Origin of the sequence: Thalassospira profundimaris (genome assembly GCF_003326795.1) — a bacterium.
GTDB classification, from domain to species: Bacteria; Pseudomonadota; Alphaproteobacteria; order Rhodospirillales; family Thalassospiraceae; genus Thalassospira; species Thalassospira profundimaris_C.
On sequence record NZ_JPWI01000002.1, the window covers coordinates 346,472 to 368,400 of the forward strand.

At 52.7% G+C, this 21,929-nt stretch carries 20 protein-coding genes and 1 tRNA gene; 15 read left to right on the forward strand and 6 right to left on the reverse strand.

The genetic code is table 11. The features are described 5' to 3' along the window. The first annotated feature begins 11 nt into the window (after positions 1–11). On the forward strand, positions 12–851 hold the full coding sequence (gluQRS, locus tag TH30_RS05975) for a tRNA glutamyl-Q(34) synthetase GluQRS (RefSeq protein WP_114097156.1): 840 nt from the start codon (positions 12–14) through the stop codon (positions 849–851). A 3-nt stretch (positions 852–854) separates the two neighbouring features. On the opposite strand, the gene TH30_RS05980 is transcribed toward gluQRS, so the two are convergent. Then, the gene (locus TH30_RS05980; RefSeq protein WP_181850160.1) at positions 855–1,763 is read right to left on the reverse strand and encodes a LysR family transcriptional regulator; all 909 of its coding nucleotides are present in this window, start codon (positions 1,761–1,763) and stop codon (positions 855–857) included. A 123-nt stretch (positions 1,764–1,886) separates the two neighbouring features. Here TH30_RS05980 and TH30_RS05985 point away from each other — a divergent pair, with 123 nt between their 5' ends. Next, positions 1,887–2,486 (forward strand): short chain dehydrogenase, encoded by a 600-nt coding sequence (locus TH30_RS05985; protein ID WP_114097158.1) that lies wholly within the window; start codon positions 1,887–1,889, stop codon positions 2,484–2,486. A gap of 183 nt (positions 2,487–2,669) precedes the next feature. After that, a complete protein-coding gene (locus TH30_RS05990; protein ID WP_114097159.1) occupies positions 2,670–4,730 on the forward strand; it encodes a putative bifunctional diguanylate cyclase/phosphodiesterase in 2,061 nt (686 codons plus the stop codon). A gap of 82 nt (positions 4,731–4,812) precedes the next feature. Here TH30_RS05990 and TH30_RS05995 read toward each other — a convergent pair whose 3' ends face one another. Beyond that, the gene (locus TH30_RS05995; protein WP_114097160.1) at positions 4,813–5,001 is read right to left on the reverse strand and encodes a hypothetical protein; all 189 of its coding nucleotides are present in this window, start codon (positions 4,999–5,001) and stop codon (positions 4,813–4,815) included. 488 nt (positions 5,002–5,489) lie between these two features. On the opposite strand from TH30_RS05995, the gene rpmB reads away from it, so the two are divergent. Both rpmB and TH30_RS06005 read left to right on the forward strand, forming a co-directional pair. After that, a complete protein-coding gene (gene rpmB / locus TH30_RS06000; RefSeq protein WP_008889909.1) occupies positions 5,490–5,783 on the forward strand; it encodes a 50S ribosomal protein L28 in 294 nt (97 codons plus the stop codon). 373 nt (positions 5,784–6,156) lie between these two features. Continuing rightward, on the forward strand, positions 6,157–6,723 hold the full coding sequence (locus tag TH30_RS06005) for an HNH endonuclease (protein ID WP_114097161.1): 567 nt from the start codon (positions 6,157–6,159) through the stop codon (positions 6,721–6,723). 86 nt (positions 6,724–6,809) lie between these two features. Here the strand turns inward: TH30_RS06005 and TH30_RS06010 are convergent, their stop codons facing one another. From TH30_RS06010 to TH30_RS06025, 4 genes are all read right to left on the reverse strand, one after another. Then, positions 6,810–9,029 carry a TonB-dependent receptor gene (locus tag TH30_RS06010; RefSeq protein ID WP_181850161.1) on the reverse strand — a complete coding sequence of 740 codons (2,220 nt, stop codon included), beginning with the start codon at positions 9,027–9,029 and terminating at the stop codon, positions 6,810–6,812. 145 nt (positions 9,030–9,174) lie between these two features. Next, entirely contained in the window at positions 9,175–10,062 is an 888-nt protein-coding gene (locus TH30_RS06015) for a helix-turn-helix domain-containing protein (protein ID WP_114097213.1), read from the reverse strand. A 244-nt stretch (positions 10,063–10,306) separates the two neighbouring features. Beyond that, positions 10,307–10,831 carry a disulfide bond formation protein B gene (locus TH30_RS06020; RefSeq protein WP_114097163.1) on the reverse strand — a complete coding sequence of 175 codons (525 nt, stop codon included), beginning with the start codon at positions 10,829–10,831 and terminating at the stop codon, positions 10,307–10,309. Positions 10,832–10,874: 43 nt separating this feature from the next. Then, positions 10,875–11,462 (reverse strand): YqaA family protein, encoded by a 588-nt coding sequence (locus TH30_RS06025; RefSeq protein ID WP_114097164.1) that lies wholly within the window; start codon positions 11,460–11,462, stop codon positions 10,875–10,877. 217 nt (positions 11,463–11,679) lie between these two features. Between TH30_RS06025 and TH30_RS06030 the strand changes: the two genes are divergently transcribed. The 10 genes from TH30_RS06030 to TH30_RS06075 all read left to right on the forward strand — a co-directional run bounded on the left by TH30_RS06030 (position 11,680) and on the right by TH30_RS06075 (position 21,927). Further along, positions 11,680–11,765, forward strand: a tRNA-Leu gene (locus TH30_RS06030). 216 nt (positions 11,766–11,981) lie between these two features. Then, entirely contained in the window at positions 11,982–12,929 is a 948-nt protein-coding gene (locus tag TH30_RS06035; RefSeq protein WP_114097165.1) for a cyclase family protein, read from the forward strand. A 53-nt stretch (positions 12,930–12,982) separates the two neighbouring features. Beyond that, a complete protein-coding gene (locus tag TH30_RS06040) occupies positions 12,983–13,468 on the forward strand; it encodes a hypothetical protein (protein ID WP_147251943.1) in 486 nt (161 codons plus the stop codon). Positions 13,469–13,616: 148 nt separating this feature from the next. Continuing rightward, positions 13,617–14,654, forward strand: coding sequence for a substrate-binding domain-containing protein (locus TH30_RS06045; protein WP_114097167.1), 1,038 nt, complete (start codon positions 13,617–13,619; stop codon positions 14,652–14,654). Between the two features lie 120 nt (positions 14,655–14,774). Further along, entirely contained in the window at positions 14,775–16,307 is a 1,533-nt protein-coding gene (locus tag TH30_RS06050) for a sugar ABC transporter ATP-binding protein (RefSeq protein WP_114097168.1), read from the forward strand. Then, positions 16,304–17,359, forward strand: a complete 1,056-nt coding sequence (locus TH30_RS06055) for an ABC transporter permease (protein WP_258548625.1) — start codon at positions 16,304–16,306, stop codon at positions 17,357–17,359. The genes TH30_RS06050 and TH30_RS06055 overlap by 4 nt, the downstream gene beginning before the upstream one ends. Before the next feature lie 20 nt (positions 17,360–17,379). Further along, positions 17,380–18,342 (forward strand): sugar-binding transcriptional regulator, encoded by a 963-nt coding sequence (locus TH30_RS06060; protein WP_114097169.1) that lies wholly within the window; start codon positions 17,380–17,382, stop codon positions 18,340–18,342. Continuing rightward, positions 18,342–19,337 (forward strand): aldo/keto reductase, encoded by a 996-nt coding sequence (locus tag TH30_RS06065; RefSeq protein ID WP_114097170.1) that lies wholly within the window; start codon positions 18,342–18,344, stop codon positions 19,335–19,337. Before TH30_RS06060 ends, TH30_RS06065 begins: the two co-directional genes overlap by 1 nt. A gap of 11 nt (positions 19,338–19,348) precedes the next feature. Beyond that, complete coding sequence (locus tag TH30_RS06070; protein WP_114097171.1) at positions 19,349–21,043, forward strand: glycerol-3-phosphate dehydrogenase/oxidase; 1,695 nt, start codon at positions 19,349–19,351, stop codon at positions 21,041–21,043. 35 nt (positions 21,044–21,078) lie between these two features. Beyond that, positions 21,079–21,927 carry a class I fructose-bisphosphate aldolase gene (locus TH30_RS06075; RefSeq protein ID WP_114097172.1) on the forward strand — a complete coding sequence of 283 codons (849 nt, stop codon included), beginning with the start codon at positions 21,079–21,081 and terminating at the stop codon, positions 21,925–21,927. The last annotated feature ends 2 nt before the right edge of the window (positions 21,928–21,929 follow it).

Here is a 21,929-nt window from a genome sequence, read left to right on the forward strand (position 1 = left end):
GTGCATTCAGGATGACGGTGATCACCCGATTTGCACCAAGTCCGACCGGATATCTGCATCTTGGCCACGCGGCCTCGGCATTGTTTTCAATGAAACAGGCCGGGCCGCATGGCCGTTTTCTTTTGCGCATAGAAGATATCGACCAAACCCGGTGTCGCCCGGAATATCTTGATGCGATTTACGAAGACCTTGCCTGGCTTGGGCTGGGTTGGGAACAACCGGTTCGGGTGCAGTCCGAACATTTTGCCGATTATCAGGCGGTGCTTGATCGTCTGACGGATATGGGGTTGCTGTATCCGTGTTTCTGTACCCGCAAGGATATTCAGGCCGAGATCGAGCGGATTGGCAATGCGCCGCATGGACCGGATGGGGCACTTTATCCCGGAACCTGTCGTCATTGTTCAGCGCAAGAGCGATCAGACCGGATTGCCGCGGGCGAAAGCTATGCGCTGCGTCTTGATATGGATGCTGCAATTGGGCGTGTCGGGCGGGAACTTGTCTGGTTTGACCGGTCGGCCGGACGGCAGGTTGCAACACCCGAGATTTTCGGTGACGTGGTTCTGGCACGCAAGGATACGCCGACCAGTTACCATATTTCCGTTACCCATGATGATCATCTTCAGGGGATCAGTCTGATCACGCGCGGGCAGGATTTGTTCTTTGCCAGTCATCTTCATCGGCTGATGCAGGAATTGCTGGGATATGACGTGCCGGAATATCATCACCATGGTCTTTTGACCGGGCCCGATGGCAAACGCTTTGCCAAGCGCGACAAATCAAAAACCCTGCGTTCAATGCGCGAAGAGGGGATGACGCCCGATGCCGTGCGCGATCTTGCCGATCAGTTCTGAACGCTAGTCGGTTGTCGATGGAGACCTGGTTTCAAGCAGATCCGGGCGTTCGGTGAACCAGTTGTGAATGAAATCAATCATCAGCCGGTTCTTGATCGGAAGGTTCCCCTGATAGGGATAAACCAGATAGATCGGACGCAACGGTGACTTGTATTCTTCAAGGGCGGTTTCAATCCGTCCGGCCCTGATTTCCGGCATGGCGATATAGCGTGGCAGTCGGGCCACCCCAAGTCCCTGAACAGTGGCATTGCGGATCAGTGGATAATGATTGAGGCGCAAATTGCCCTCGGCCGTGATGGATGTCGGACCGTCATCGGAAAAGAACACCCACTTGCGATCCTTGTAATACTGGAAATTGACCAGACAATTGTGATCGGCAAGGTCGGCGGGCGTTTGTGGTTTTGGGTGTGCTTTCCAGTATGCCGGGCTGGCACAGATCAGCTCGGAAAGTTGGCCAAGCGGAATGGCAACCTGATCAGGATCATCGGTCAGGCCAGCCCGTATCGCGATATCAATATGGGCTGACTGCAAATCACGGAATGTATTTTCCAGCTCCATTTCAATCTGAATACGCGGATGAACCTGTTGGAACGCAACGATGATGTCGTGCAGGAACATCTCGCCAAAGGATACCGGGACGGTGATGCGAACGGTCCCGACCGGTTCGCCGCGAAGGGCTTCGACCGCTTCGAATGCGGCATCGGCACTTTGCGTGATGCTTTGGCAATAACCCAGAAAGGTCGCACCGATTTCGGTCAGTTCCAGTTTGCGGGTTGAGCGAAACAGCAATTGCGCGCCCAGCACATCTTCAAGGCGTTTGATATGCTGACTGATCAGCCCTTTGGATACGCCAGTGGCGCGGGCGGCATCGGTGAAACTGCCCTGTTTGATCACGGCAGCAAAGCTGCGCATTTCGCTCAGATAATCCTTCATTGTTTAAAATACTAAACGAATGGTTCGTAAATATCCAGATTATCGGCTGTACTGTTCTGTGAAATCATACATTCATCAAAATTTCCAGAATTGGAGGATGATATGAAAGTTCTGTTGATCGGCGCATCCGGGATCATCGGCAAAGGTGTCGATGCCGAACTGTCCCCGCGCCACGAAATTATCCGCGCATCGCGCACCAGTGGCGATGTGAATGTCGATCTCAAAGACATCGCATCCATTCGCGCGATGTTTGAAAAAATCGGTCCGGTCGATGCCGTGGTTTCGACCACCGGCAAGGTGCATTTCGGGGATTTTGCCGAAATGGACGAGGAAAAATATCGTATCGGGATTGATGACAAGCTGTTTGGTCAGATCAATCTGGTTCTGATTGGCCGTGAATATGTATCGGATCGCGCATCCTTTACCCTGACCACCGGTATCCTTGCCAAGGACCCGATCCAGTATGGCAGTTCGGCCTCGATGGTGAATGGTGCGATAGAAGGGTTTGTTAAGTCGGCCGCGATTGAAATGAAGCCCGGTCTTCGCATCAATGCCGTCAGTCCCGGTGTGATTACCGAGGCGATGGAAGGCTATGCACCTTATTTCCGTGGACATGATCCGGTGCCTGCTGCCCGTGCCGCACTTGGCTATGCCAAGTCGGTCGAAGGTTTGCAGACCGGGCAGGTGTTTGAAATATTTTGATCTTCTGACATGACCATTCCGGGGGAGAAGCAAGGTGCTTGCTTTTCCCCCGATTGCATTTTGGCGCACATCACGAAAGCGTTTTCCTAATATTTGTGAAACTCGATATTCTCATTGGTGTTCAGTATTACCTATGTATAGGATTATCTATTCATGCGATGAGGTTAGAGGCAGCAAGGCCAGATGGAAAAGCACGCCAGTTTGGTCAGGAAAATCGCAAGCCGATTTGTTGATCCCCAAATAGCGATAAAGGTCGGTGATGAACTTACCGGGAAGGTTCGGCGTGACCTTCTTGATCTGGCATATCGCAATAACTGGGCAAACATTCTGGTGAACCTTGCCGCAGCGTCGGGGCTTGTCGCGATATTGTGGCTGCAGGGCGATCTGGTCTGGGTGACGGCATGGTGGGCGATACTTGTTACCATCCTCTGTGCGATCCGGCTTTGGGGTGGTTATCTTTTTGCGCGCGCCCGTGCTTCTGTTGCTGAACTTGATGCCGACGCATACAGGCTTTGGCATGGGCGGTATGTGGTCGGGGTCCTGATCGCCGGTTTTCTGTGGTCGATGATCGGTGTTTTTGAAATTCCCACCGTGCGCGGTGAAAGCCAGTTCATGACGCTGATCATTATCGCCGGTCTGGCGGGCGGGGCGACGGGGATTCTGGCACCTGTATTTCTTGTCGGGCGGATTTATCTGGTTGCATTGCTGTTTCCGCCTGCCGTGATCCTGACAGTGATGGCCGAGCCGAACTATGTTCTGGCCTTTCTGTCTTTGATCTTCCTGATTGTGATGCTGGTGACCCATCGAAACAATCATGCGGTGTTGTTTCGGTCCCTGGTGCTGAAACATCAGAATGTCGATCTGGTCGAGGATCTGCGCCAGAAGAACCGCATCACAGAGAACTGGAACGCAACCCTTGAAGCACGGGTGGCCGAGCGGACAGAAGAGCTCAGAAAGCTTGTTGAACACGATACCCTGACGGGGATTTTGAATCGTGACGGGATTGTTGCCTGGTTTAACAAAAAACGTCAGTCGACCGACAATCTTGATTATGCGGTCCTGTTTATCGACCTTGATCGTTTCAAGCAGATCAATGACGGGCTAAGTCACGCGATTGGCGACGAGGTTCTGCGCATCGTCAGTGAACGACTGAAGGTCTATATCGATGATCAGCATGCGGTTGGCCGTTGGGGTGGGGACGAGTTCCTGATGGTTCTCGCAGCACCCCATGATGAGTTGCATGACCTTGTTGAAAGCACGATTGAACAGGCGCGTGCGTCGATCAGTCAGCCAATCCTGATTTGTGGTCATTCCCTGCATATCGGCTTTAGTACCGGAGTTGCCTTTGCTGCGGCACGTAATCCGGGAATTTCGGAATTGATCCACTGGGCTGATCTGGCGGCGGCGGATGTGAAGCGTTCGGGACGTGGCAATGTGCGCAGTTATGACCGCACGCTTTTGACCGAACAGGAACGGCGGCTGGCAATCAATCAGGCCTTGCGTCGCGCCCTCGGCGCTGACGAATTTTATATTGAATATCAGCCGGTCATTAATGCGGTAAGCGGGGCGATTGTTTCCTACGAAGCGCTTTTGCGCTGGAATAGCAACGAGCTTGGTCTTGTGCCGCCCGACGAATTCATTCCTATTGCAGAGGAAAGCGCATTGATCGTCGATATCGGTGAATGGTGCCTGCGCGAGGCGTGCAAGACGATTCGTTCCTCGACCGAAGATGACACCAGGATTGCGGTCAATGTCTCGATCCGCCAGCTGGTCGCGCCGCGATTTCCGGAAATAGTTTCAGGCATTCTTGAAGAGGCGGGGCTTTTGCCAACCCGGCTTGTGCTGGAAGTGACAGAATCAATCTTTGAAGAACGTCAAAGGGCCCTGATCGCGAATGTGATTGATCAGCTGTTTGATATGGGGATCGGTATTCACATTGATGATTTCGGAACAGGCTATTCATCGCTGTCGCGTCTGCATCAAATCCAGATTGATGCGGTCAAGATCGACAAATCCTTTGTTCTCAAGATGGATGAGAATGCACGGGTGGTGATCGAAGGTGCAATTCTGATTGCACACCGCTTTGGCTTGCAGGTCATCGCCGAGGGGGTTGAAACCGAACATCAGCGGAGCATGCTTGATGGCATGGGGGTTGATGCCTATCAGGGATATTATTTTGCCCGGCCGGGCGCTGTTCCGTGCGTTGATTGCCATTGGCAAACGGATGTGCCGGTCAGGATATGAAGTATGGCAGGGACCATAAAGAAACGGCCTGACCGCAGGTGCGACAGGCCGTTTTAGTGCCATTCTGATGGGGGGGACAGAATCAGCGGCTGAAATCAATCAGTACAAGGAAGCTGACCGGTACAAGTGCCAGTGCAACGTAAATCCAGAACGATGCGACAGGGACACCTAAATGCGCCAGCACAAAGCCGACAAGATAAAGTACCAGACCGATCACTGCGACCAGTAGAATGCCCAACAGTGGCAAGGATACGTTGCTATCTGTTTTCATGTCCCGTCATGCTCCCGAAACGGATTTTTTAACTCATGGTGTTGAAGTTAACATTCTTTACGCGCATGCGTTTTGATCCGTATCAATGATCGTCATAGATTAAGTGACCGGTGCCAGTCGTGGTCTTTATATATAAAGATAGTGGATAGCGGGTCCGTATGTCGGGAATGCTTGTCGGGATGTCCGTCATTCAATCGAGAATCGGTCACGATCATAACCGCTGCTCTTGGAATTGCCTGTCAAAGCAGACTTTGATACTGACGCGCAGGTTTGGAAAGGAGCAGATTCCGTGCGGTTGAGTTGGGTAAAATGCGACCCAAACCACGGTTTCCCGCCAAAACAGGCCAGATAAGCGTTTTTGTCGCAGATTTCGGTTGATGAAGGCTTGACGACATTGGTCAGAGGCGGTAATAACCCGGCTCCAAGCGCGGGCCTGCATGTTCAGGCCAAGCGTCCTTTTGCGAATTTATAGACCAGGAGATCAGGTCATGGCACGTCGCTGCCCGGTATCCGGCAAAGGCGTTTTGGTCGGCATGAATGTGAGCCACGCCCACAATCGTACCAAACGTCGTTTCCTCCCGAACCTGCAGCCGACCTCGCTGCTTAGTGAGTCGCTCGGTCGTTCGGTGCGTCTGCGTCTGACCACCAATGCTGTCCGCACCATCGAAAAACGTGGTGGTCTGGATGCATATCTGCTCAGCACTGCAAATGCAAAGCTGCCGGCAGATTTGGTGAAAATCAAACGCCAGGTCGCCAAAGCTGTTGAAGCAAAAGCTGCCTAATTCAGGCTTCTGCTTTACAGACAGATTTTACGAAGGCTCGCTTCTGGCGGGCCTTTCGTTTATCTGATCGCAGGGCTTGGTTCAAAGCCACAAGACAAGCTGCACCATCATTGATGGGCAGCTTTTTTTGTGGCTTGCGGCATAGGCGGATGGTCGGAGTCGCCTGATTTCGGGGCGTCCGGATTTGACAAAACGCGACTCGGCGGCAGACGGACTTTGCGCTTTTTCGAAAATGGTCTATACTTTGCTCTATCAGTGGTTTACGTCGCCGCGTCGCCCGGTTTGGTGAAACGTCACGATTTCTTCATCACCAACGATTCCCGAACCTGCTAAACAAGGCAAGCGACTCGGTAAACACGGTGGAGCGGATGGTATGCATTTATCGCCCAATGCGTGTCCGGCACTTGTTCTTAACGCCGACTTTCGGCCGTTGAGCTACTTCCCGCTGTCTCTTTGGTCTTGGCAGGATACGCTCAAGGCGGTCTTTCTTGAACGCGTCGATGTGCTTTCGGAATACGACCGCGAAGTACGTTCCCCATCCTTTAAAATGAAGCTGCCGAGCGTCATTTCGCTCAAGGAATATGTTCCGCTCAAAAGCAGTCCGGCCTTCACACGATTTAACGTCTTTTTGCGTGATGAGTTCTCCTGCCAGTATTGCGGGGATCGCCTGCCGACCAACGAGCTGACCTTTGACCATGTGATCCCGCGTGCGCGCGGTGGACGTACCAACTGGGAAAATATCGTCACGGCCTGTTCGGACTGTAACCTGTTCAAGGGTAGTCGATCGGTCCGCGAGGCAGGTCTGAGGCTGCGCAGGACGCCGGGGCAGCCCTCCATGCATGAACTCCAGTCAACAGGACGCCGTTTCCCGCCGAACTATCTCCATGAAAGTTGGCGGGATTTTTTGTACTGGGATACCGAACTGGAATACGACTTCTGATCCGGTCTTACTCGGAACCCGCAAAACAGAAAAGCCGACGGAAAATCCGTCGGCTTTGTTCTGTCTGAATAGATCGCCAGTAACTTTCAGAAATTGGCCGTCAGGGCCAGCTTTGCCGTCAATGGTGCGCCCATCGTGATGTATTCGCTATCGGTGCTGGCACTTGCCCAATAATTGTTGTTGGTCAGGTTTTCGATATTGCCGCGGAAGGTAACCGGATAGCCATACAGCGTTGTATTGTAGCGCCCCCCAACGTCAAGGCGCGTCCATTCGTCGAGCTGCAGGGTGTTTTCGTCATCAACAAATTGCGGGCCGCTATGGATAACCCGACTGGTTAATGTCGCCCCCCGCAGGAACGGCAGATCATATTCGACACTGAATGTTGCCTGATATTCGGCAACACCCTTTGCCCTTTTGCCGTCATTGGTCCGGTTATCGGTGTCCTGCAATTCTGAGTCGATATAGGTCAGGCCGCCAAGCAGACGGAAGCCTTCAACAGGTTCGCCAAAGGCCGTAAACTCAATCCCGCGATTTTGCTGTTCGCCGTTAGTGTCTTCAATATTGGTGGTGCTGTCCTTGTAAACAGAAGGCTTCTCAATTTGGAAAAGTGCAATACCGCCGCCAAAAGTACCAAAGTCGGCTTTCACACCAGTTTCAAACTGTTTGGAGACATAAGGTGCCAAAACAGATCCGAAGTTCGCAGCACCGGTATCGGTGACCGTTTTGCCTTTTGACAGGCCTTCAATGTAGTTGGCGTAAACCGACCATTCATTCGTCACCTTGCCGACGATGGCAAACATTGGTGAGTCCGCACGTGAGTCGTAGTAGGAGTTCTGTGCGCCTGTGCCAAGATTATATCCCTTTGTGTTGACCTCCTGATGGCGAATGCCCGCGGTGAGTTCAATCCGGTCATTCAGGAAGCCCATGGTGTCGGCGATATAATAGCTGACAAATGTGTTCTTGCTGCTCAAGGGAAGATCATTGAGGTTGCCGCCGGTGAAGGTGACCGTCGAGCTGTGGCTGTCTGCACCGGAGCCATAAATGCTGCCAGTCTGACTAGAATAGAACTCATAGGCCTGATAATTCTTTTGCCAGATCCCGGAAATCCCGAGATTGACTTCATGGTTAACAGGCCCTGTTTCAAACTTTTGCCGGATGCCAGCCATTGAGCTCAGATCGGTATTCTGGAAGTTGATGACACTACTTCCAAATGAAGCTGTTCCATCAGAGCTATTCAGGGTGGGGGTGGCATAACCGCCTTCTTCTTCCGAATTACGACCGCCAAGAACCACATAGGCCATCGTGCTATCGGTAAGGTCATATTCGCCACGTACCTGACCGATATAGTCCTCCAGATCACTATAGGTCCATGCACTGGCATAGTTGTGACTTGCGGATGGCGCGTTGGGGATACTGGTAAGGGCGCTTCCGATATTGACCGACGGGCGAGCCTGGGAAATATAGTGCTGGTTGATGATACCATCGACTGTAACGCGGGCATTCTCGCCGTTGAAATCAAGTGCAAGAGATGCAAGGCGCGCGGTTACTTCTTCGTCATCAATGCTGGTTTCCCCGTCGCGATACACGGCGTTGGCCCTTGCACCAAACTGGTCCGCAGAGCCAAACCTGCGCCCAATATCGACATGAGAGCCAAAGGTTTTACCGTTTTCCGTGCTTCCGGTAAGACTTGTCACGGGATTAGCTGTCGCCCGTTTGGGAACAAGGTTAACCGTTCCACCAATGCCGCTGGATCCCGGAGGCATGCCGTTGAGGAACGCAGAGGCACCTTTCAGGAGCTCAACCCTTTCATAAGTCTCGATGATTGCTTTCTGACGTGGTGCTGTACCACTTACCCCGTCAAGCGAGATATCATCGGATTGCAGGTCGTAACCGCGAATATTGAACCGGTCAGCGAAGTTGCCATAGCCGGTTGAATTGACGACCGAAGGGTCATTCAAAAGGACGTCTGCAACATCCTGAGCTTGCTGGTTTGTGATGAGCTCACTGGTATATGACGTTGTGCTAAAGGGCGTATCCATCACATCCTTGTTGCCAAGAACGCCTGCGCGACCACCGGTTGCCACCTGACCACCGGCATAAACGGGCGGGGTCGGATCGCCCGGTTCTGCTTTGCTATCAGCTTCGATGACAATGGCCGGGGTTTCGGTTGACCCGGTGTTTTCCGTTTCGCTCGACGTCGTATCATTGGTCGACTGCGCCCGTGCAAAGTTCGGCGCCGCAAAAACCAATGCGATTGCAGTGCCCAGCAAAAGGGTTGAAGACAGTTTCTGTCCTGTAAAACGCATTTGGGAATCCCTATCGGTTGTCTCTGACGACGACCTGCTGGGCGGGAACCGGCGGGCCATCTTGAATGATGGGCCAGTCGATATCACGCGCGCGGGGGGGAATATTGAACCCGATTTGTCCGGATTGAACGGAATTTGGCTTAATTCAGGCGATCTGTTCCTTGCGCCAAGCACCCGGCGTGGTTCCGACGATCTTGCGAAAGACACGGGTCAGATGGGCCTGATCAGCAAAACCGACGCCAACCGCAACCGATGCCAGTGGCGTGTCACCTTTTTTCAGCAGTTTTTTTGCCCGTTCGACGCGGGCTTTCATTTGCCATTGCTGGGGCGGCATGCCTGTGGATTCACGAAATGCAGAACAGAAATAGGATTGAGACAGGCCGGTCAGTTGGGCGAGTTCATCAAGCCGGATGGTCCGCCCGCAATTCTGTTCGATGTAATCAACCGTTTTGCGCAGCTGATAGGGGGCGAGTTTGCCACGCTTACGCTGTGGTTCCGTGGCTGGCGACGGGCCAAGAAGGGCAGCAGTCAGGGCTGTTACCAGTCCTTCGCCGTAAATCTGCGGGGCGGCCATACCGTTTTCAAGATCGTCGGCAAGCAGTCGTACAAGCGCATTGATGCGCGGATCGCAGAACCCGATCCGGGGTGTTTCAAGTGCCCGCCGGTCAAGGATGCTCCCCATTGAATGTTCAAGGGCTTTGACATCGAGATGAATATCAAGATGACGCAGGCGGCATTTGCCAAGAACTTCCGATGATACCTCCATCCCCGCGGGGATATAGGAAAGGCATCCCTGCCCACGATGGCTGCGGGTAGTTGTGTCACTTGAAGCCCGGACTTCGACGCGCCCGTCACCGATACAGTCCAGAATGGCGACCAGACGCGGTGCGCGCGAGACATAGGTGCCGCCCGCTTCCTGTTCACATTCGACATGCCACAGATCGGTGATGGCTGCGTTCCAGCGCCGGAAACGCAAATCATCCAGAAGGGAAATACCTTCGATCTTGCTGGTCATTTGTGGATGAAATGTCATCTTGGTCAATCCTGCGTCAGTCCTTTGGTCCGGGTTCTGAAAGGGACTCTCTTGAGAATCGCAGGGCAAATATAGCCGGGAATACTCTGCAAACAATAACAATTCTCATTATCAAAAGCAGAATTGTTCATTCACCGGTCAATTGATCGCGTTTGGCGGGTGGCCGGATACAAACAAACCCGCCCGGAGTGCGGGCGGGTTTATTGGGACGAACGATGACGTTTGTTCCGGGCGTCTTTTGATTCTAGAGGCCGTGTTCGCCTTCTTTCTTCATCCAGCGTGACGGTGCGATGAAGCAGAAAATGGTAAGGGCTGCCGAGAAGAAGACATTGACCGTGGGCATGGTGATGCCAAAAAGGGTCCAGTCGATTTTGTCGCACCGAATAATCGGCTGGGCAAGAAGCTGTGCCTTAAGTTCGGCAAGCGAACTTGCACCACTTTGCACTCCGCCACACATCGCCGGTCCCTGCCACCAGAGTTCCTGAACGCCGACGTGATAAATGGCAATGCCGGTGCCAACCGCAAAGGTCAGCCCGCAAAGATAGACGATTGCACGTGCGGCCTTGGGGAAGCGGATCAGAAGCAGGGCCAGAACAGACAGGCCGATCACGATATAGAAGGGCTTGCGCTGATACAGACACAGAATGCAGGGCAGTAGTTTCTGAACATACTGCGCATAAAGAGCAAATCCGATGCTGCCGCTTGAGACCAGGAACAGGATAATCGGTGCGAAGGCCGGGATATAGCGCGGGCGAAGCATTTTGAACATCAGCAAATCCGTATCTCGTCTTCCTTGAAATGTGCTCATGGGGTCACCCGTGCGGGATCAGTTTGATTGCGGCGAACCCACCGACAAGAACTACGATAAATATGGTGAAAACGAGGCCCAGCCGTTTTTCGATGAAATCACGAATGGCCGGGCCGAATTTCCAGATCAGGGCAGCAATGACAAAGAACCGCAATCCACGGGCAAAGATCGAAGCGACTGTAAAGACCACCGGATCAAGTGCTGTGACACCCGACAGGATCGTAATTACCTTATAGGGGAACGGAGTGATGCCGGCGATCAGCACAGCCCACGCACCCCATTCGTTATAATAGTCTTTGAACTGATCGAACTTTGCGCCATAGCCATAAAGCTCCAGCACCGGACGGCCGACCGTTTCAAACAGGAAGAACCCGATTCCGTACCCGATCAGACCGCCCAGAACCGATCCGACAAGACAGATCAGCGCATAACGCCAGGCCTTGGTCGGAGCTGCAATGATCATCGGGATCAACAGGATATCTGGCGGGATCGGAAAGACCGAGCTTTCAATCGCAGCAATAAAGAACAATGCCCAAGCGGCATGACGGTGACCCGCCAGGTTCATGGTCCAATCATAAAGACTGCGGATCACGGCAATCGCGCCTTATCTTGTTTAGCTATGGTCTGGTGAATGGCGCAGGGCCTTGAAACTCGGCGCGATCAAAGCGCATTTTGCGACCAATCGCAATGATGCAGTTGATGATCGCAAAATCAGCAACATTTTTGCACAAAGCCCCATTGACCCCGCGAAATTTACAGCTATTATCCCGCCCGTCGATGGAGGGTGCGATCACGCACCCAGATTGCCTGCCCCTGTGGCGGAATTGGTAGACGCGGCAGACTCAAAATCTGTTTCACTTAGTGAGTGGGAGTTCGATTCTCCCCGGGGGCACCATCGCTTTTTTCCGGTAGATGACATTTAGCAAAACCGCAGGCTCATGTGAGTCTGGTTTTCGCCTTGTATGTTTTGCCGGAGCGGTAACCGATCATTCCAACGTTGTAGTTGATCGTATTCCGCTCAAATCCCCCTTGAAAGTCTCCGTTTTCAGCCATTTTTTGTTGGCATCATAATTGCAATTTCCTGACTCCTTATCAACTTAGGGAGGAAAAAATGCAAAAAGCAAAAATGTTTGTCACGGCTTCCATGATGCTGGGTTTTATCGGTGCAACCGGCGTTGCTTCTGCCGATGAACGATTCACGTCGCCGTTTGGGCCCGATGACCAGATCGGTGCCGCAAACTATCTGACTGCCGAAGTTACCCTTGCCGCGAGCAAGTTGATATCCGAAGGGAAAGTCTACTCGCTTGGTATGGAGATTTCACGTGATACACCGGCATTCGCGCCGCGTGGTGTTGCTGTAACTGTTTTCTCGCCGGGGCAAAGTGGTAACAAGACCCTTGGCAGCAATTCCGGGACATATAACGACGACATGTTCACCGGTTGGCTTGGTGTGGGGACGCAGATTGACGGTTTGGGTCATCTCGGTGATCACCACACTTACTACAATAACAACCATGCTGAAGACATGGTGGCAGCTACGGGCCTGACCAAACTGGGTATTGAGAATGTTCCGCCAATGGCGACGAGGGGTGTGTTGCTCGACGTTGCTGCGATCAAAGGAACCGGGCGGCTCGAGGGCGGATATGTCATTACCCTTGATGATGTACTGGCAGCACAAAAGGCGGCCGGAACTGAAATTCGCAAGGGGGACGTGGTTCTTGTCCATACCGGATGGCTTGATCTGGTTGGACAGGATAATGCGCTTTATGGTTCGACCGAGCCTGGCATCGGCTTGGAAGCCGCGGAATGGCTGGCAAAAAAAGGGGTCGTTGCTGTCGGAGCCGACACGTGGGGGCTGGAAGCCGTTCCCCATGAAGATTCGACGGCGTTCTTCCCGGTCCACGTAAAACTTTTGGCTGAAAACGGTGTTTATATTCTTGAGAATATCGTCACCAGGGACCTGGCCGAAGACCGGGCGTACGAGTTTCTTTTTGTTCTTGGTCAGGCAAAGCTTAAGGGTGCCGTCCAGATGATCATAAATCCGGTCGCCATTCGTTAAGCCTGTTGCTTGATGTCACAGATCTTTGTGGACCGGCGGCCAGGTGATCAAACATGCCGCCGGTCTTTTTGCCGGGTTGTAAACGGGTGTTTGCAAGCAGCAAAGTCGGAATACGCTCCGATAGTTCGCGTCGATATCGCTTGTGGTCATGTCGCGCAGGCATGTTTCAAGTTGCGTGTCAGATAAAGGTCACGGGCCGCAAGATCATCTTCCTGTCATTGTCGAACCACCTGTCCGTCACGGCAGAGCTTCAGGCTGCATTGGTGATGTCGGCTTGGAAAATTGTATTTTCCGGGATGTTAGACGCCGCAGGGGGCGATTCCAGCCCCGATAAATTTCCATTACTCACGCAAAAAATTGATCACAGTCATACCTTGCGGCCAGCAAGGTTGAGTGTTTCGGGCGTTTCCCGCTGGCTAGGTGGCAAGGTTAAGCAAAAAATATCGAGGAAAATTCGGACAGAAAACGATCTTCTGAAAATTTCTTTGCGGGCGGAAAGCGTTGGTTTTGCATGCTTACGCGGCGACATTTATGGTTGAAATATATTTCATGTTGACTCCCGAAACGGGATCAATCCAAATGAATGGTAGATATTTCCAGATGTGAAATATCTACCATAAATAACATTATGCGAACCACACCGTGTCCTGGAAAGCCCGGAACTGGTTACGCATTAGGGAGGATAACATGAAAATCAAATCAATGCTGCTGGGAACAGCTGCGGCTGCTTTCTTGACTCTCACTGCGTCTTCGGCAATGGCGCAGGATACTAAAAAAAGCGCATTCCAGTGTGAGCCCGGCGAGCTTTATGCCATGAACGTCATGGTCAGCGGTGTCGAATACTGGTTCCCTGTCTATGAAATGTTCAAGCAGGCTGCGCAGCAGATGGGATGTGACACGGTTTATACCGGCACGCCGGAATATGATGTGAACAAGCAGATTGCGACCTTTGAGCAGGTTCTGGCGCGTCAGCCAGCCGGCATCATGGTTCATCCGATGAACTCTGATCCGTTCATCGCACCGATCAATCGTGCTGTTGAGCAGGGCGTGGCTGTCGTCACCTTTGCCGCAGATTCTCCGAATTCAAAGCGTTCGGCCTATATCACCTCGAACAATGACCGCGAAGGAGCAGCTGCGGCTGATGCCATTGCCGAGGCTATGGGCGGATCCGGTGAATATGCAGTTCTGGAGAATCCCGGGCAGGACAACCATGATCGCCGCGTTTCGGCCTTCATCGCCCGCATGGAAGAAAAATACCCGGATATTAAGCTGGTTGCTCGCGCGGCATCAAACCAGGATCCGACCAAGGCCTATAACGCTGTTCTGACCATGCATCAGGCACACCCGAATCTTGGCGCTGTCTTTATGCCAGAGGCAAACAGTGCACTGGGTGCAGCGCAGGCGGCCATCGAGACCAAGGCAGATATCAAGGTGATGACTGCAGACGTGAATGCCAAGATCCTTGATATGATCAAGGCAGGCGAGGTCTTTGGTTCAATTAACCCGAACCAGGGTATTCAGGGTTACATGGGCTTCATTTCCCTGTTCCTCGCAGCACATCCGGATCTGATTGATCCGATGAATGACTATATGCGGGCTGGTGCCAACCCGATGATGGTTCCCTACATCGATAATGGCTATGCGGTCGTGACTGCAAAGAATGCCGATGACTTCTATTGGGAAGATTACCTGAAACGTCGCGGTACCAAAGGTATCGAAGAATAAGGACATCTAGATCTGGTCGCTATGCCCATGGCGACCAGATGACCCTTCCTTTCGGTCCTCCCACTTTGATTGGTCGAAAGGAAGGGCTGCCCTTCTTTTCATCGCAAGGCATCCGGTTTTATGCAGCCCATTCTAGAAGTTCACGACATTCATAAATCCTTCGGCCCGGTGCAGGCCCTGCGCGGTGTTCAACTGTCGCTGATGCCCGGCGAGGTCCATGCCCTTATGGGGGAAAATGGTGCGGGAAAATCCACGCTGATGAATATTCTTAGCGGTGTATTCCCGCCTGACCAGGGACGTATCCATTTCAAGGGACGTGACATAATTCTTTCCGATCCTGCAAAAGCGCAGGCACATGGCATCGGTCTGGTACATCAGGAAATAGCCCTGTGCCCGGACATTTCCGTTGCAGAAAATATCCTGATGGCAGCGACCAACGCGCGTACCTCATTTTTGATGAATGATCGTGAATTGCGCGAACGTGCCAAAAAAGTTCTGGCCGATCTGATGCCGATACCTGTTGATGAAAAAGTCGGAAATCTGCCAATAGCCAGTCAACAAATTGTCGAGATTGCCAAGGCCCTGACCCTTGACTGTGATGTGCTGATTTTCGATGAGCCAACTGCGGCACTGACAGATAGTGAGGCCGAAGCCCTGTTTCGGATCATTGCTGATCTGAAGGCGCGCAATATCGGTATCATCTATATCAGTCATCGCATGGCAGAAATCTTTGCGATTTCTGACCGGATCACGGTGTTCCGGGACGGGACTTTCATTGACACCCTGATGACGGAAGATACCAGCCCTGATGAAGTGGCAACCAAAATGGTTGGCCGCGAAATCCTTCATCAGTTTCCGGCAAAGAACCCTGATCTGAAAGGGGGGATGTCATCGGTCATGTCTGTGCGTGAACTAAGTGATGACGGTTTCCTGAAAGATATCAGCTTTGATTTGCGCGAGGGCGAGGTTCTTGGTCTCGGCGGTTTGATAGGTGCCGGACGCAGCGAACTTGCACATGCGATTTGCGGACTAAGCCGCAAAACCACCGGATCCGTGGCAATGCGCGGCAAACCACTGAATATTGAAAGTTATGCCGAAAGTATTCGGAACGGGCTTGTGTATCTGTCTGAAGATCGTAAGGGGTCAGGCGTGTTCCTTGACCTGTCGATTGCTGCAAACATCACGGCCCTTGATCTTCGGCATGTCAGCTCAAAGGGATTTGTGCTCCAGCGCGAAGAGGAAAAACGGGCTGAGGAACTCGGCCGTCTGCTTTCGTTGCGCTGTGCTCATGTCAGTCAGCCGGTATCTGCGCTCAGCGGTGGAAACCAGCAAAAGGTGGCAATCGCCAAGATGCTTTCGGTGCACCCCGATATCATCATTTTTGATGAACCGACCCGCGGTGTTGATGTTGGTGCCAAGAGCGAGATTTACACCATCTTGCGTAATCTGGCGTCCAAGGGGGTCGGGGTTCTTGTTATCTCGTCCGAGATGCCTGAACTGATTGGTCTTTGCGATCGCATTATTGTTCTTCACGAAGGCAGAGTTGCCGGTGAAGTCGAAGACGAAAATATGACCGAAGAAAAAATCATGAAACTGGCTTCGGGGCTTTCCCGCCAGAACGCGGTCGTGAAGGAACGGGAGTTGGTGTCATGACATCGGTCAAGGCCTTGAAACCAGAAACCAAAACGAAAAACGAAACACAGAATGCGGAGGCAACCCAGTTGAACAAGGGTGTGCAAAACCGAATGTTGGGAATTTTCAAAGCGCGTGAAGCGGGGCTTGTTGCCATCATCCTGATTATTTGCATCGCGATGAGCTTTGCCTCGCCCTATTTTCTGACCTGGCAAAATTTCCGGGCCATGTTGCTGTCTTTCTCGATTGAGGGGATTGTCGTGGTCGGGATGACAATTCTGTTGATTGTTGGCGGAATTGATCTTTCTGTCGGTTCGGTCGTGTGTCTGGCCATGGTGATTGGTGGCAAGCTTTTCCTGATGGGGATGGATCCCTGGTCGGCAAGTTTGATTGCAATTCTGGCATGCGGCTTTATCGGCTTCCTTATGGGGCAATGTGTAACCCGCATAGGACTTCACTTCTTTATCGTGTCACTGGCCTTCATGGTCATCGCACGTGGCCTTTCATTGCTGATCACAAAGGGGACGCCGCAATCGCTGTTTACCCTGCCGCCAAGTTTCAAATTTATCGGACAGGGTGATATTGCCGGAATGCCGTTTGTGATCATCCTGTTCTTTGCGCTGGTTGTCTTTTTCGACCTTTTGCTGCGCCATTCAACCATCTTCCGCAAAGTCTATTACACCGGCAGCAACGAAAAGGCGGCGCTGTTTTCAGGGATCAAGACCAAGCGTATCAAGATTTTATGCGCGACCCTCTGCGGACTTTTGTCCGGTGTGGCCGGCGTTGTCTATATGGCGCGTTTCGGTGCCGCGACGCCGCAGTTCGGTATTGGCATGGAGCTTAGCGTGATTGCGGCCGCGGTAATTGGCGGCGCCAGCCTGAATGGTGGATCGGGAACCATCTTTGGTGCGGTTCTTGGTGCGGCCCTTCTGTCACTGGTGACAAGTTCCCTGATCCTGCTTGATGTGCCGGTTTACTGGCAGGACATCATTCGCGGTCTGATTCTTCTGGTCGCGGTTTCGGCGGACCATCTGCTCAATCGCCGCAAGCGCAGCGCATCGGCCAAATCGTAATCGCGTCAGGAACAAAAAGAATGACCAACAGTACAGAATTCGAGCGACTGCGACGCCTGCACAAGGTTCTGGTGATGTTCTACGAACAGAATATTTCCCAAGCCAAAATTGCGGAACTGACAGGTTTGTCACACACCACAGTTAACCGGCTGGTGAAGGAAGGCCAGGAGCGTGGACTGGTCGAGATTACCGTCAAGTCACCCTTTGGCAATATGACGGATCTTGGGGCCCTGATCGCGGAAGCGGGACGGATTGAAAACGCGATTGTGGTGCCGGAAGTCTCGACCGACCCCAAGATCACGATCAAGTCTACGGCGGATGCGGCCGCAGCCGCTTTGTTTGAAAAACTTGAAGATGGCATGACCATCGCAATCTCAGGCGGGGTTGGTGTCAGTGCGATTGTCGAGGCAATGAAACCAAAACGTACATATGACGTGACGGTTGTGCCGGGAACCGGCGGGGTTCAGGGAAAATATTACACGGATGTCAATCAGGTTTCGATGGCAATGGCCGAAAAGCTTGGGGGGCGTGCGCTTCAGCTTCATGCACCAATTATCGCGGGTTCACGAGAAGCACGTGACACTTTGCTGGATGTCCGTTCGATCCGTGACGTTTTTGATATTGCCCGCAAGGCCGATATTGCCGTGATGGGTATCGGGTCAGTGCGCGAGAGTACATCAACCTACCTGTCTCTTGATGACGATATCGACCGTGACGAAGTCCTCGCTGCCGGGGCAAGTGGTGAATTGCTGGCGCATCTGATCAGCAAGGATGGCGCTCCGTGCGACTATTCGGGCAATGACCGTGTGGTTGCCCTTACCCTTGATGAATTGCGTCAGATCCCGCACCGCTTTGCCATTGCCAGTGGTCAACACAAGGCAGAGCCGATTGCGGCAATTTTGCGCGGTGATTTCCTGACAACCTTGGCGATCGATGAACAAACCGCCTATGCGGTCAGCGACATACTAAAAGGAGATGCCTGATGGCACAGCTTATTCGTGAAATTGGAAAATCCGGTGTATCGGCATCAGCAATTGGGCTTGGAACCTGGGCGATGGGGGGCTGGATGTGGGGGGGACATGATGATGCCAACTCCATCAAAGCCATTCAGGCGTCAATTGATGCAGGTATCTCGCTGATTGATACAGCACCTGCCTATGGTCTTGGTCGTGCCGAGGAACTTGTTGGTCAGGCTATCGAGGGACGCAGGGACCAGGTGGTGATCGCGACCAAGTGCGGCATGGTCTGGGATACGGACAAGGGCAACTATTTCGTCGATGAACATGACAAGAAAATCCACCGTTATCTGGGGGCAGAGTCTGTCCGTGCCGAACTTGAAAGCAGCCTTAAACGTCTGCGCACAGACTATATCGATCTTTACATCACCCATTGGCAGGACCCAACAACACCAATTGCCGAAACAATGGGTGCCCTTCTTGATCTGAAACGTGAAGGCAAGATCCGCTCAATCGGGATCAGCAATGTGAATGCTGGCGAGATGAAACAGTATCTGGCCGCCGGGCAACTTGATTGCATCCAGGAATGCTACAACATGCTCGAACGTCAGCTTGAAGAAGAACTCGTGCCGCTCTGTCTTGAGAACAATGTGGCCGTGCTGAGTTATTCTTCGATGGCGCTTGGTTTGCTATCGGGCAAGATCGGGCCGGACCGCGTGTTTGAAGGCGATGATCTTCGCCGGGACAACCCGAAATTCTCGGTCGAAAATCGCAAGCTGGTTGCCGATTTCATGAAGGTTCTGCTTCCGATTGCTGATGCGCATAATGTCGAGCCGGGACAAATTGTGATCGCATGGACGATTGCGCAAAAGGGTATCACCTTCTCGCTATGCGGGGCGCGAAATGCGCAGCAGGCCTTGGAAAATGCCCGCGCCGGTGAAATCGTCCTGTCTTCTGATGAACTTGCAATCATTGACCAGGCAATTGCGGCCCATCTTGGCCCAGTCGCACGTGCGGCCTGATTGACAATAAGATGACACAGAATTCTCAGGATAAAACAATCCCGAAACGGGCCACCGTTGTTGTGGTCGGGGGCGGGATCAACGGGATCAGTGTGTTCCGTGATCTGGCCTTGCAGGGGATCGATGTTGTGTTGCTGGAACAGAGAGATTTCTGTTCCGGTGCAAGTGCGGCACTTTCGCGCATGGTTCATGGTGGATTGCGCTATCTGGAAAATGGCGAGTTCCGGCTTGTCCGGCAATCCCTGCAAGAACGCGACCTTCTGTTACGCAATGCACCGCACTACGTATTTCCGTTGCCGACGCTGGTGCCGATTTTTGATGTCTTTAACGGGTCAATGGCATCTCTGAAACGTTTCATTGGTCTTGGAAGCGGGCCGTCGCGGAGATCCGCGATGATGATCAAGATAGGCTTGATGCTTTATGACTGGTTGTCGCGCAAAAGCCGTACCATGCCAGCCCATCAATTCGTCTCGCGCAAGAAACTTCGTGCGATGACCCCTGATCTTTCGCCGGATGCCAAGTTCGGGGCGATCTATTATGACGCTTGGGTCAAGTATCCGGAACGTCTTGGTGTCGAGATGATCCTTGATACGCAAGAAGCCTGTCCGAACGCCAGTGCACATTCCTATATCGCGGTCGAAAAAGTCGAAGGTCAAAATATCCACTGGCGCGACCGCCTGACCGGCGAGACCGGTACGATTGCCCCCGATCTGGTTGTTAATGCAACCGGTGCCTGGGTTGATTTCACTAATCTGGCCTTATCTGGCGGACAGGAAAACGACACGCCACGCTTTGTCCGCGGGACCAAGGGATCGCATCTGATGATCCGTAACAAGCAGCTGGCCGCTGCTTTGGATGATCAGATGGTTTACTACGAGAATGCTGACGGACGGATCTGCATTGCCTTTAATTATCTTGGTGTCTCACTGGTCGGTTCGACAGATATCCTGATTGATGATCCCGAACTCGCGCGCTGCGAACAAAGCGAAAAGGACTATATGCTTGACGCGTTGCGTTTTGTTTTTCCTGAAATCGAGATCAGTCAGGACGATATCGTTCATGTCTTTACCGGTGTGCGGCCATTGCCCGTCAGTGATGCGGATGCTACCGGCCGGATCAGTCGTGATCATTCGCACCGCGAACAGGAACCTAATGACAAACGTGATTTCCCGGTCATCAGTCTGATTGGCGGGAAGTGGACAACATTTCGCGTATTTGGCGAAGAAATTGCCGATGTGGTTTTGAAGCGTCTGGGACGCAAACGCCAATGCAGCACAAGCCATCTGCGTATCGGCGGCGGTCGTGATTTTCCGAATTCCGAGAGCGATCTGGATGACTGGGTCGGGGCTGAACTGATTGATCTGACAATTGATCGCCCGACCCTTGAACGCCTTGCCGAACGTTATGGCAGCCGGGCAATAGAGATCGCGCGTTTTTGCCAGTCGGGTCCGGATGCTCAACTTGTCGCAGCATCAGCATATTCCCGTCGCGAGATCGAATTTCTGATCCGCAATGAAAAAGTGCGCAGCCTTTCCGACATCTTGTTACGCCGCACAGGCATCGGTTTGGAAGGTGGGATCACACAGCCTTTGATTGATGAAATCGGAACGCTGATGTCTGACGTGCTGGGTTGGACCGCATCCGAACTTGAACATCACAAACAGTTGCTGGGTGAAGAGCTCGGCAAAAAACACAGCATTGTCTGAAGAATGAACCGGGCAATCCGGTCAGAGGAGGAAACATGTTCGTATCGAAAAAAGTGCGCTTGAACCGTTTGATGAAAAACGGCCGTTGTCTTGATGTCGCCATTGACCATGGTGTTTGTAATGAACCCAGCTTCATGCTCGGTCTCGAAGATGTACAGTCGGTGGTTAACACACTGGTTGATGCGCGGCCCGATGCCATTCAGATGAATTACGGGCAATCCGACCTGTTGCAGACATTGCCGGGGGAAAACCGCCCGGCACTGGTGATGCGTGTTGATATGGGTAATCCATATAACAAGGAACGCCATCGTTCGATGTGGGCGGTGATGCAGAACGAAAGTGATCCGATTCTGCCGGCATTGCGGATGGACGCGGCCTGTGTCGTGGTCAATCTGTTCATGCTTCCGGACGAACCAGACCTGTTCCGTCAGTGTGTGCAGAACATTTCGAAGCTTGGCAATGATTGTGAAAAATATGGAATGCCATTGATGATCGAACCGCTTGTCATGCAGCCGAACAGCGCACGCGGCGGATATCTTGTCGATGGTGATACAGAAAAAGTCACGACCCTGGTACGTCTGGCACGTGAAATGGGTGCCGATATCATCAAGGCGGACCCGACGGACGATCCTGAGGACTTCCACCATGTTGTTCAGGCCGCGCGTTGTCCGGTTCTGGTCCGCGGTGGTGGCAAGGCCGATCTGCGAACTGTGTTTGACAATTCTGCGGCCCTGATGGCGCAAGGGGCTCACGGCATGGTTTATGGTCGCAACATCTATCAACATGATAATCCCAAGGCGGTCGTCGCGGCCCTGATGGCGATGATTCACGACGGAGCCGACGGGGCCAAGGCGTGGGATATCTATTCCGGGTTCGAAGGTTAAGC

What these genes read in the sequence shown, in the direction of transcription:
- gluQRS (WP_114097156.1), top strand. Translation starts at nt 12, where the DNA reads ATGACGGTGATCACCCGATTTGCACCAAGTCCGACCGGATATCTGCAT.
- TH30_RS05980 (WP_181850160.1), bottom strand. Translation starts at nt 1,763, where the DNA reads ATGCGCAGCTTTGCTGCCGTGATCAAACAGGGCAGTTTCACCGATGCC.
- TH30_RS05985 (WP_114097158.1), top strand. Translation starts at nt 1,887, where the DNA reads ATGAAAGTTCTGTTGATCGGCGCATCCGGGATCATCGGCAAAGGTGTC.
- TH30_RS05990 (WP_114097159.1), top strand. Translation starts at nt 2,670, where the DNA reads ATGGAAAAGCACGCCAGTTTGGTCAGGAAAATCGCAAGCCGATTTGTT.
- TH30_RS05995 (WP_114097160.1), bottom strand. Translation starts at nt 5,001, where the DNA reads ATGAAAACAGATAGCAACGTATCCTTGCCACTGTTGGGCATTCTACTG.
- rpmB (WP_008889909.1), top strand. Translation starts at nt 5,490, where the DNA reads ATGGCACGTCGCTGCCCGGTATCCGGCAAAGGCGTTTTGGTCGGCATG.
- TH30_RS06005 (WP_114097161.1), top strand. Translation starts at nt 6,157, where the DNA reads ATGCATTTATCGCCCAATGCGTGTCCGGCACTTGTTCTTAACGCCGAC.
- TH30_RS06010 (WP_181850161.1), bottom strand. Translation starts at nt 9,029, where the DNA reads ATGCGTTTTACAGGACAGAAACTGTCTTCAACCCTTTTGCTGGGCACT.
- TH30_RS06015 (WP_114097213.1), bottom strand. Translation starts at nt 10,062, where the DNA reads ATGACATTTCATCCACAAATGACCAGCAAGATCGAAGGTATTTCCCTT.
- TH30_RS06020 (WP_114097163.1), bottom strand. Translation starts at nt 10,831, where the DNA reads ATGTTCAAAATGCTTCGCCCGCGCTATATCCCGGCCTTCGCACCGATT.
- TH30_RS06035 (WP_114097165.1), top strand. Translation starts at nt 11,982, where the DNA reads ATGCAAAAAGCAAAAATGTTTGTCACGGCTTCCATGATGCTGGGTTTT.
- TH30_RS06040 (WP_147251943.1), top strand. Translation starts at nt 12,983, where the DNA reads ATGCCGCCGGTCTTTTTGCCGGGTTGTAAACGGGTGTTTGCAAGCAGC.
- TH30_RS06045 (WP_114097167.1), top strand. Translation starts at nt 13,617, where the DNA reads ATGAAAATCAAATCAATGCTGCTGGGAACAGCTGCGGCTGCTTTCTTG.
- TH30_RS06050 (WP_114097168.1), top strand. Translation starts at nt 14,775, where the DNA reads ATGCAGCCCATTCTAGAAGTTCACGACATTCATAAATCCTTCGGCCCG.
- TH30_RS06055 (WP_258548625.1), top strand. Translation starts at nt 16,304, where the DNA reads ATGACATCGGTCAAGGCCTTGAAACCAGAAACCAAAACGAAAAACGAA.
- TH30_RS06060 (WP_114097169.1), top strand. Translation starts at nt 17,380, where the DNA reads ATGACCAACAGTACAGAATTCGAGCGACTGCGACGCCTGCACAAGGTT.
- TH30_RS06065 (WP_114097170.1), top strand. Translation starts at nt 18,342, where the DNA reads ATGGCACAGCTTATTCGTGAAATTGGAAAATCCGGTGTATCGGCATCA.
- TH30_RS06070 (WP_114097171.1), top strand. Translation starts at nt 19,349, where the DNA reads ATGACACAGAATTCTCAGGATAAAACAATCCCGAAACGGGCCACCGTT.
- TH30_RS06075 (WP_114097172.1), top strand. Translation starts at nt 21,079, where the DNA reads ATGTTCGTATCGAAAAAAGTGCGCTTGAACCGTTTGATGAAAAACGGC.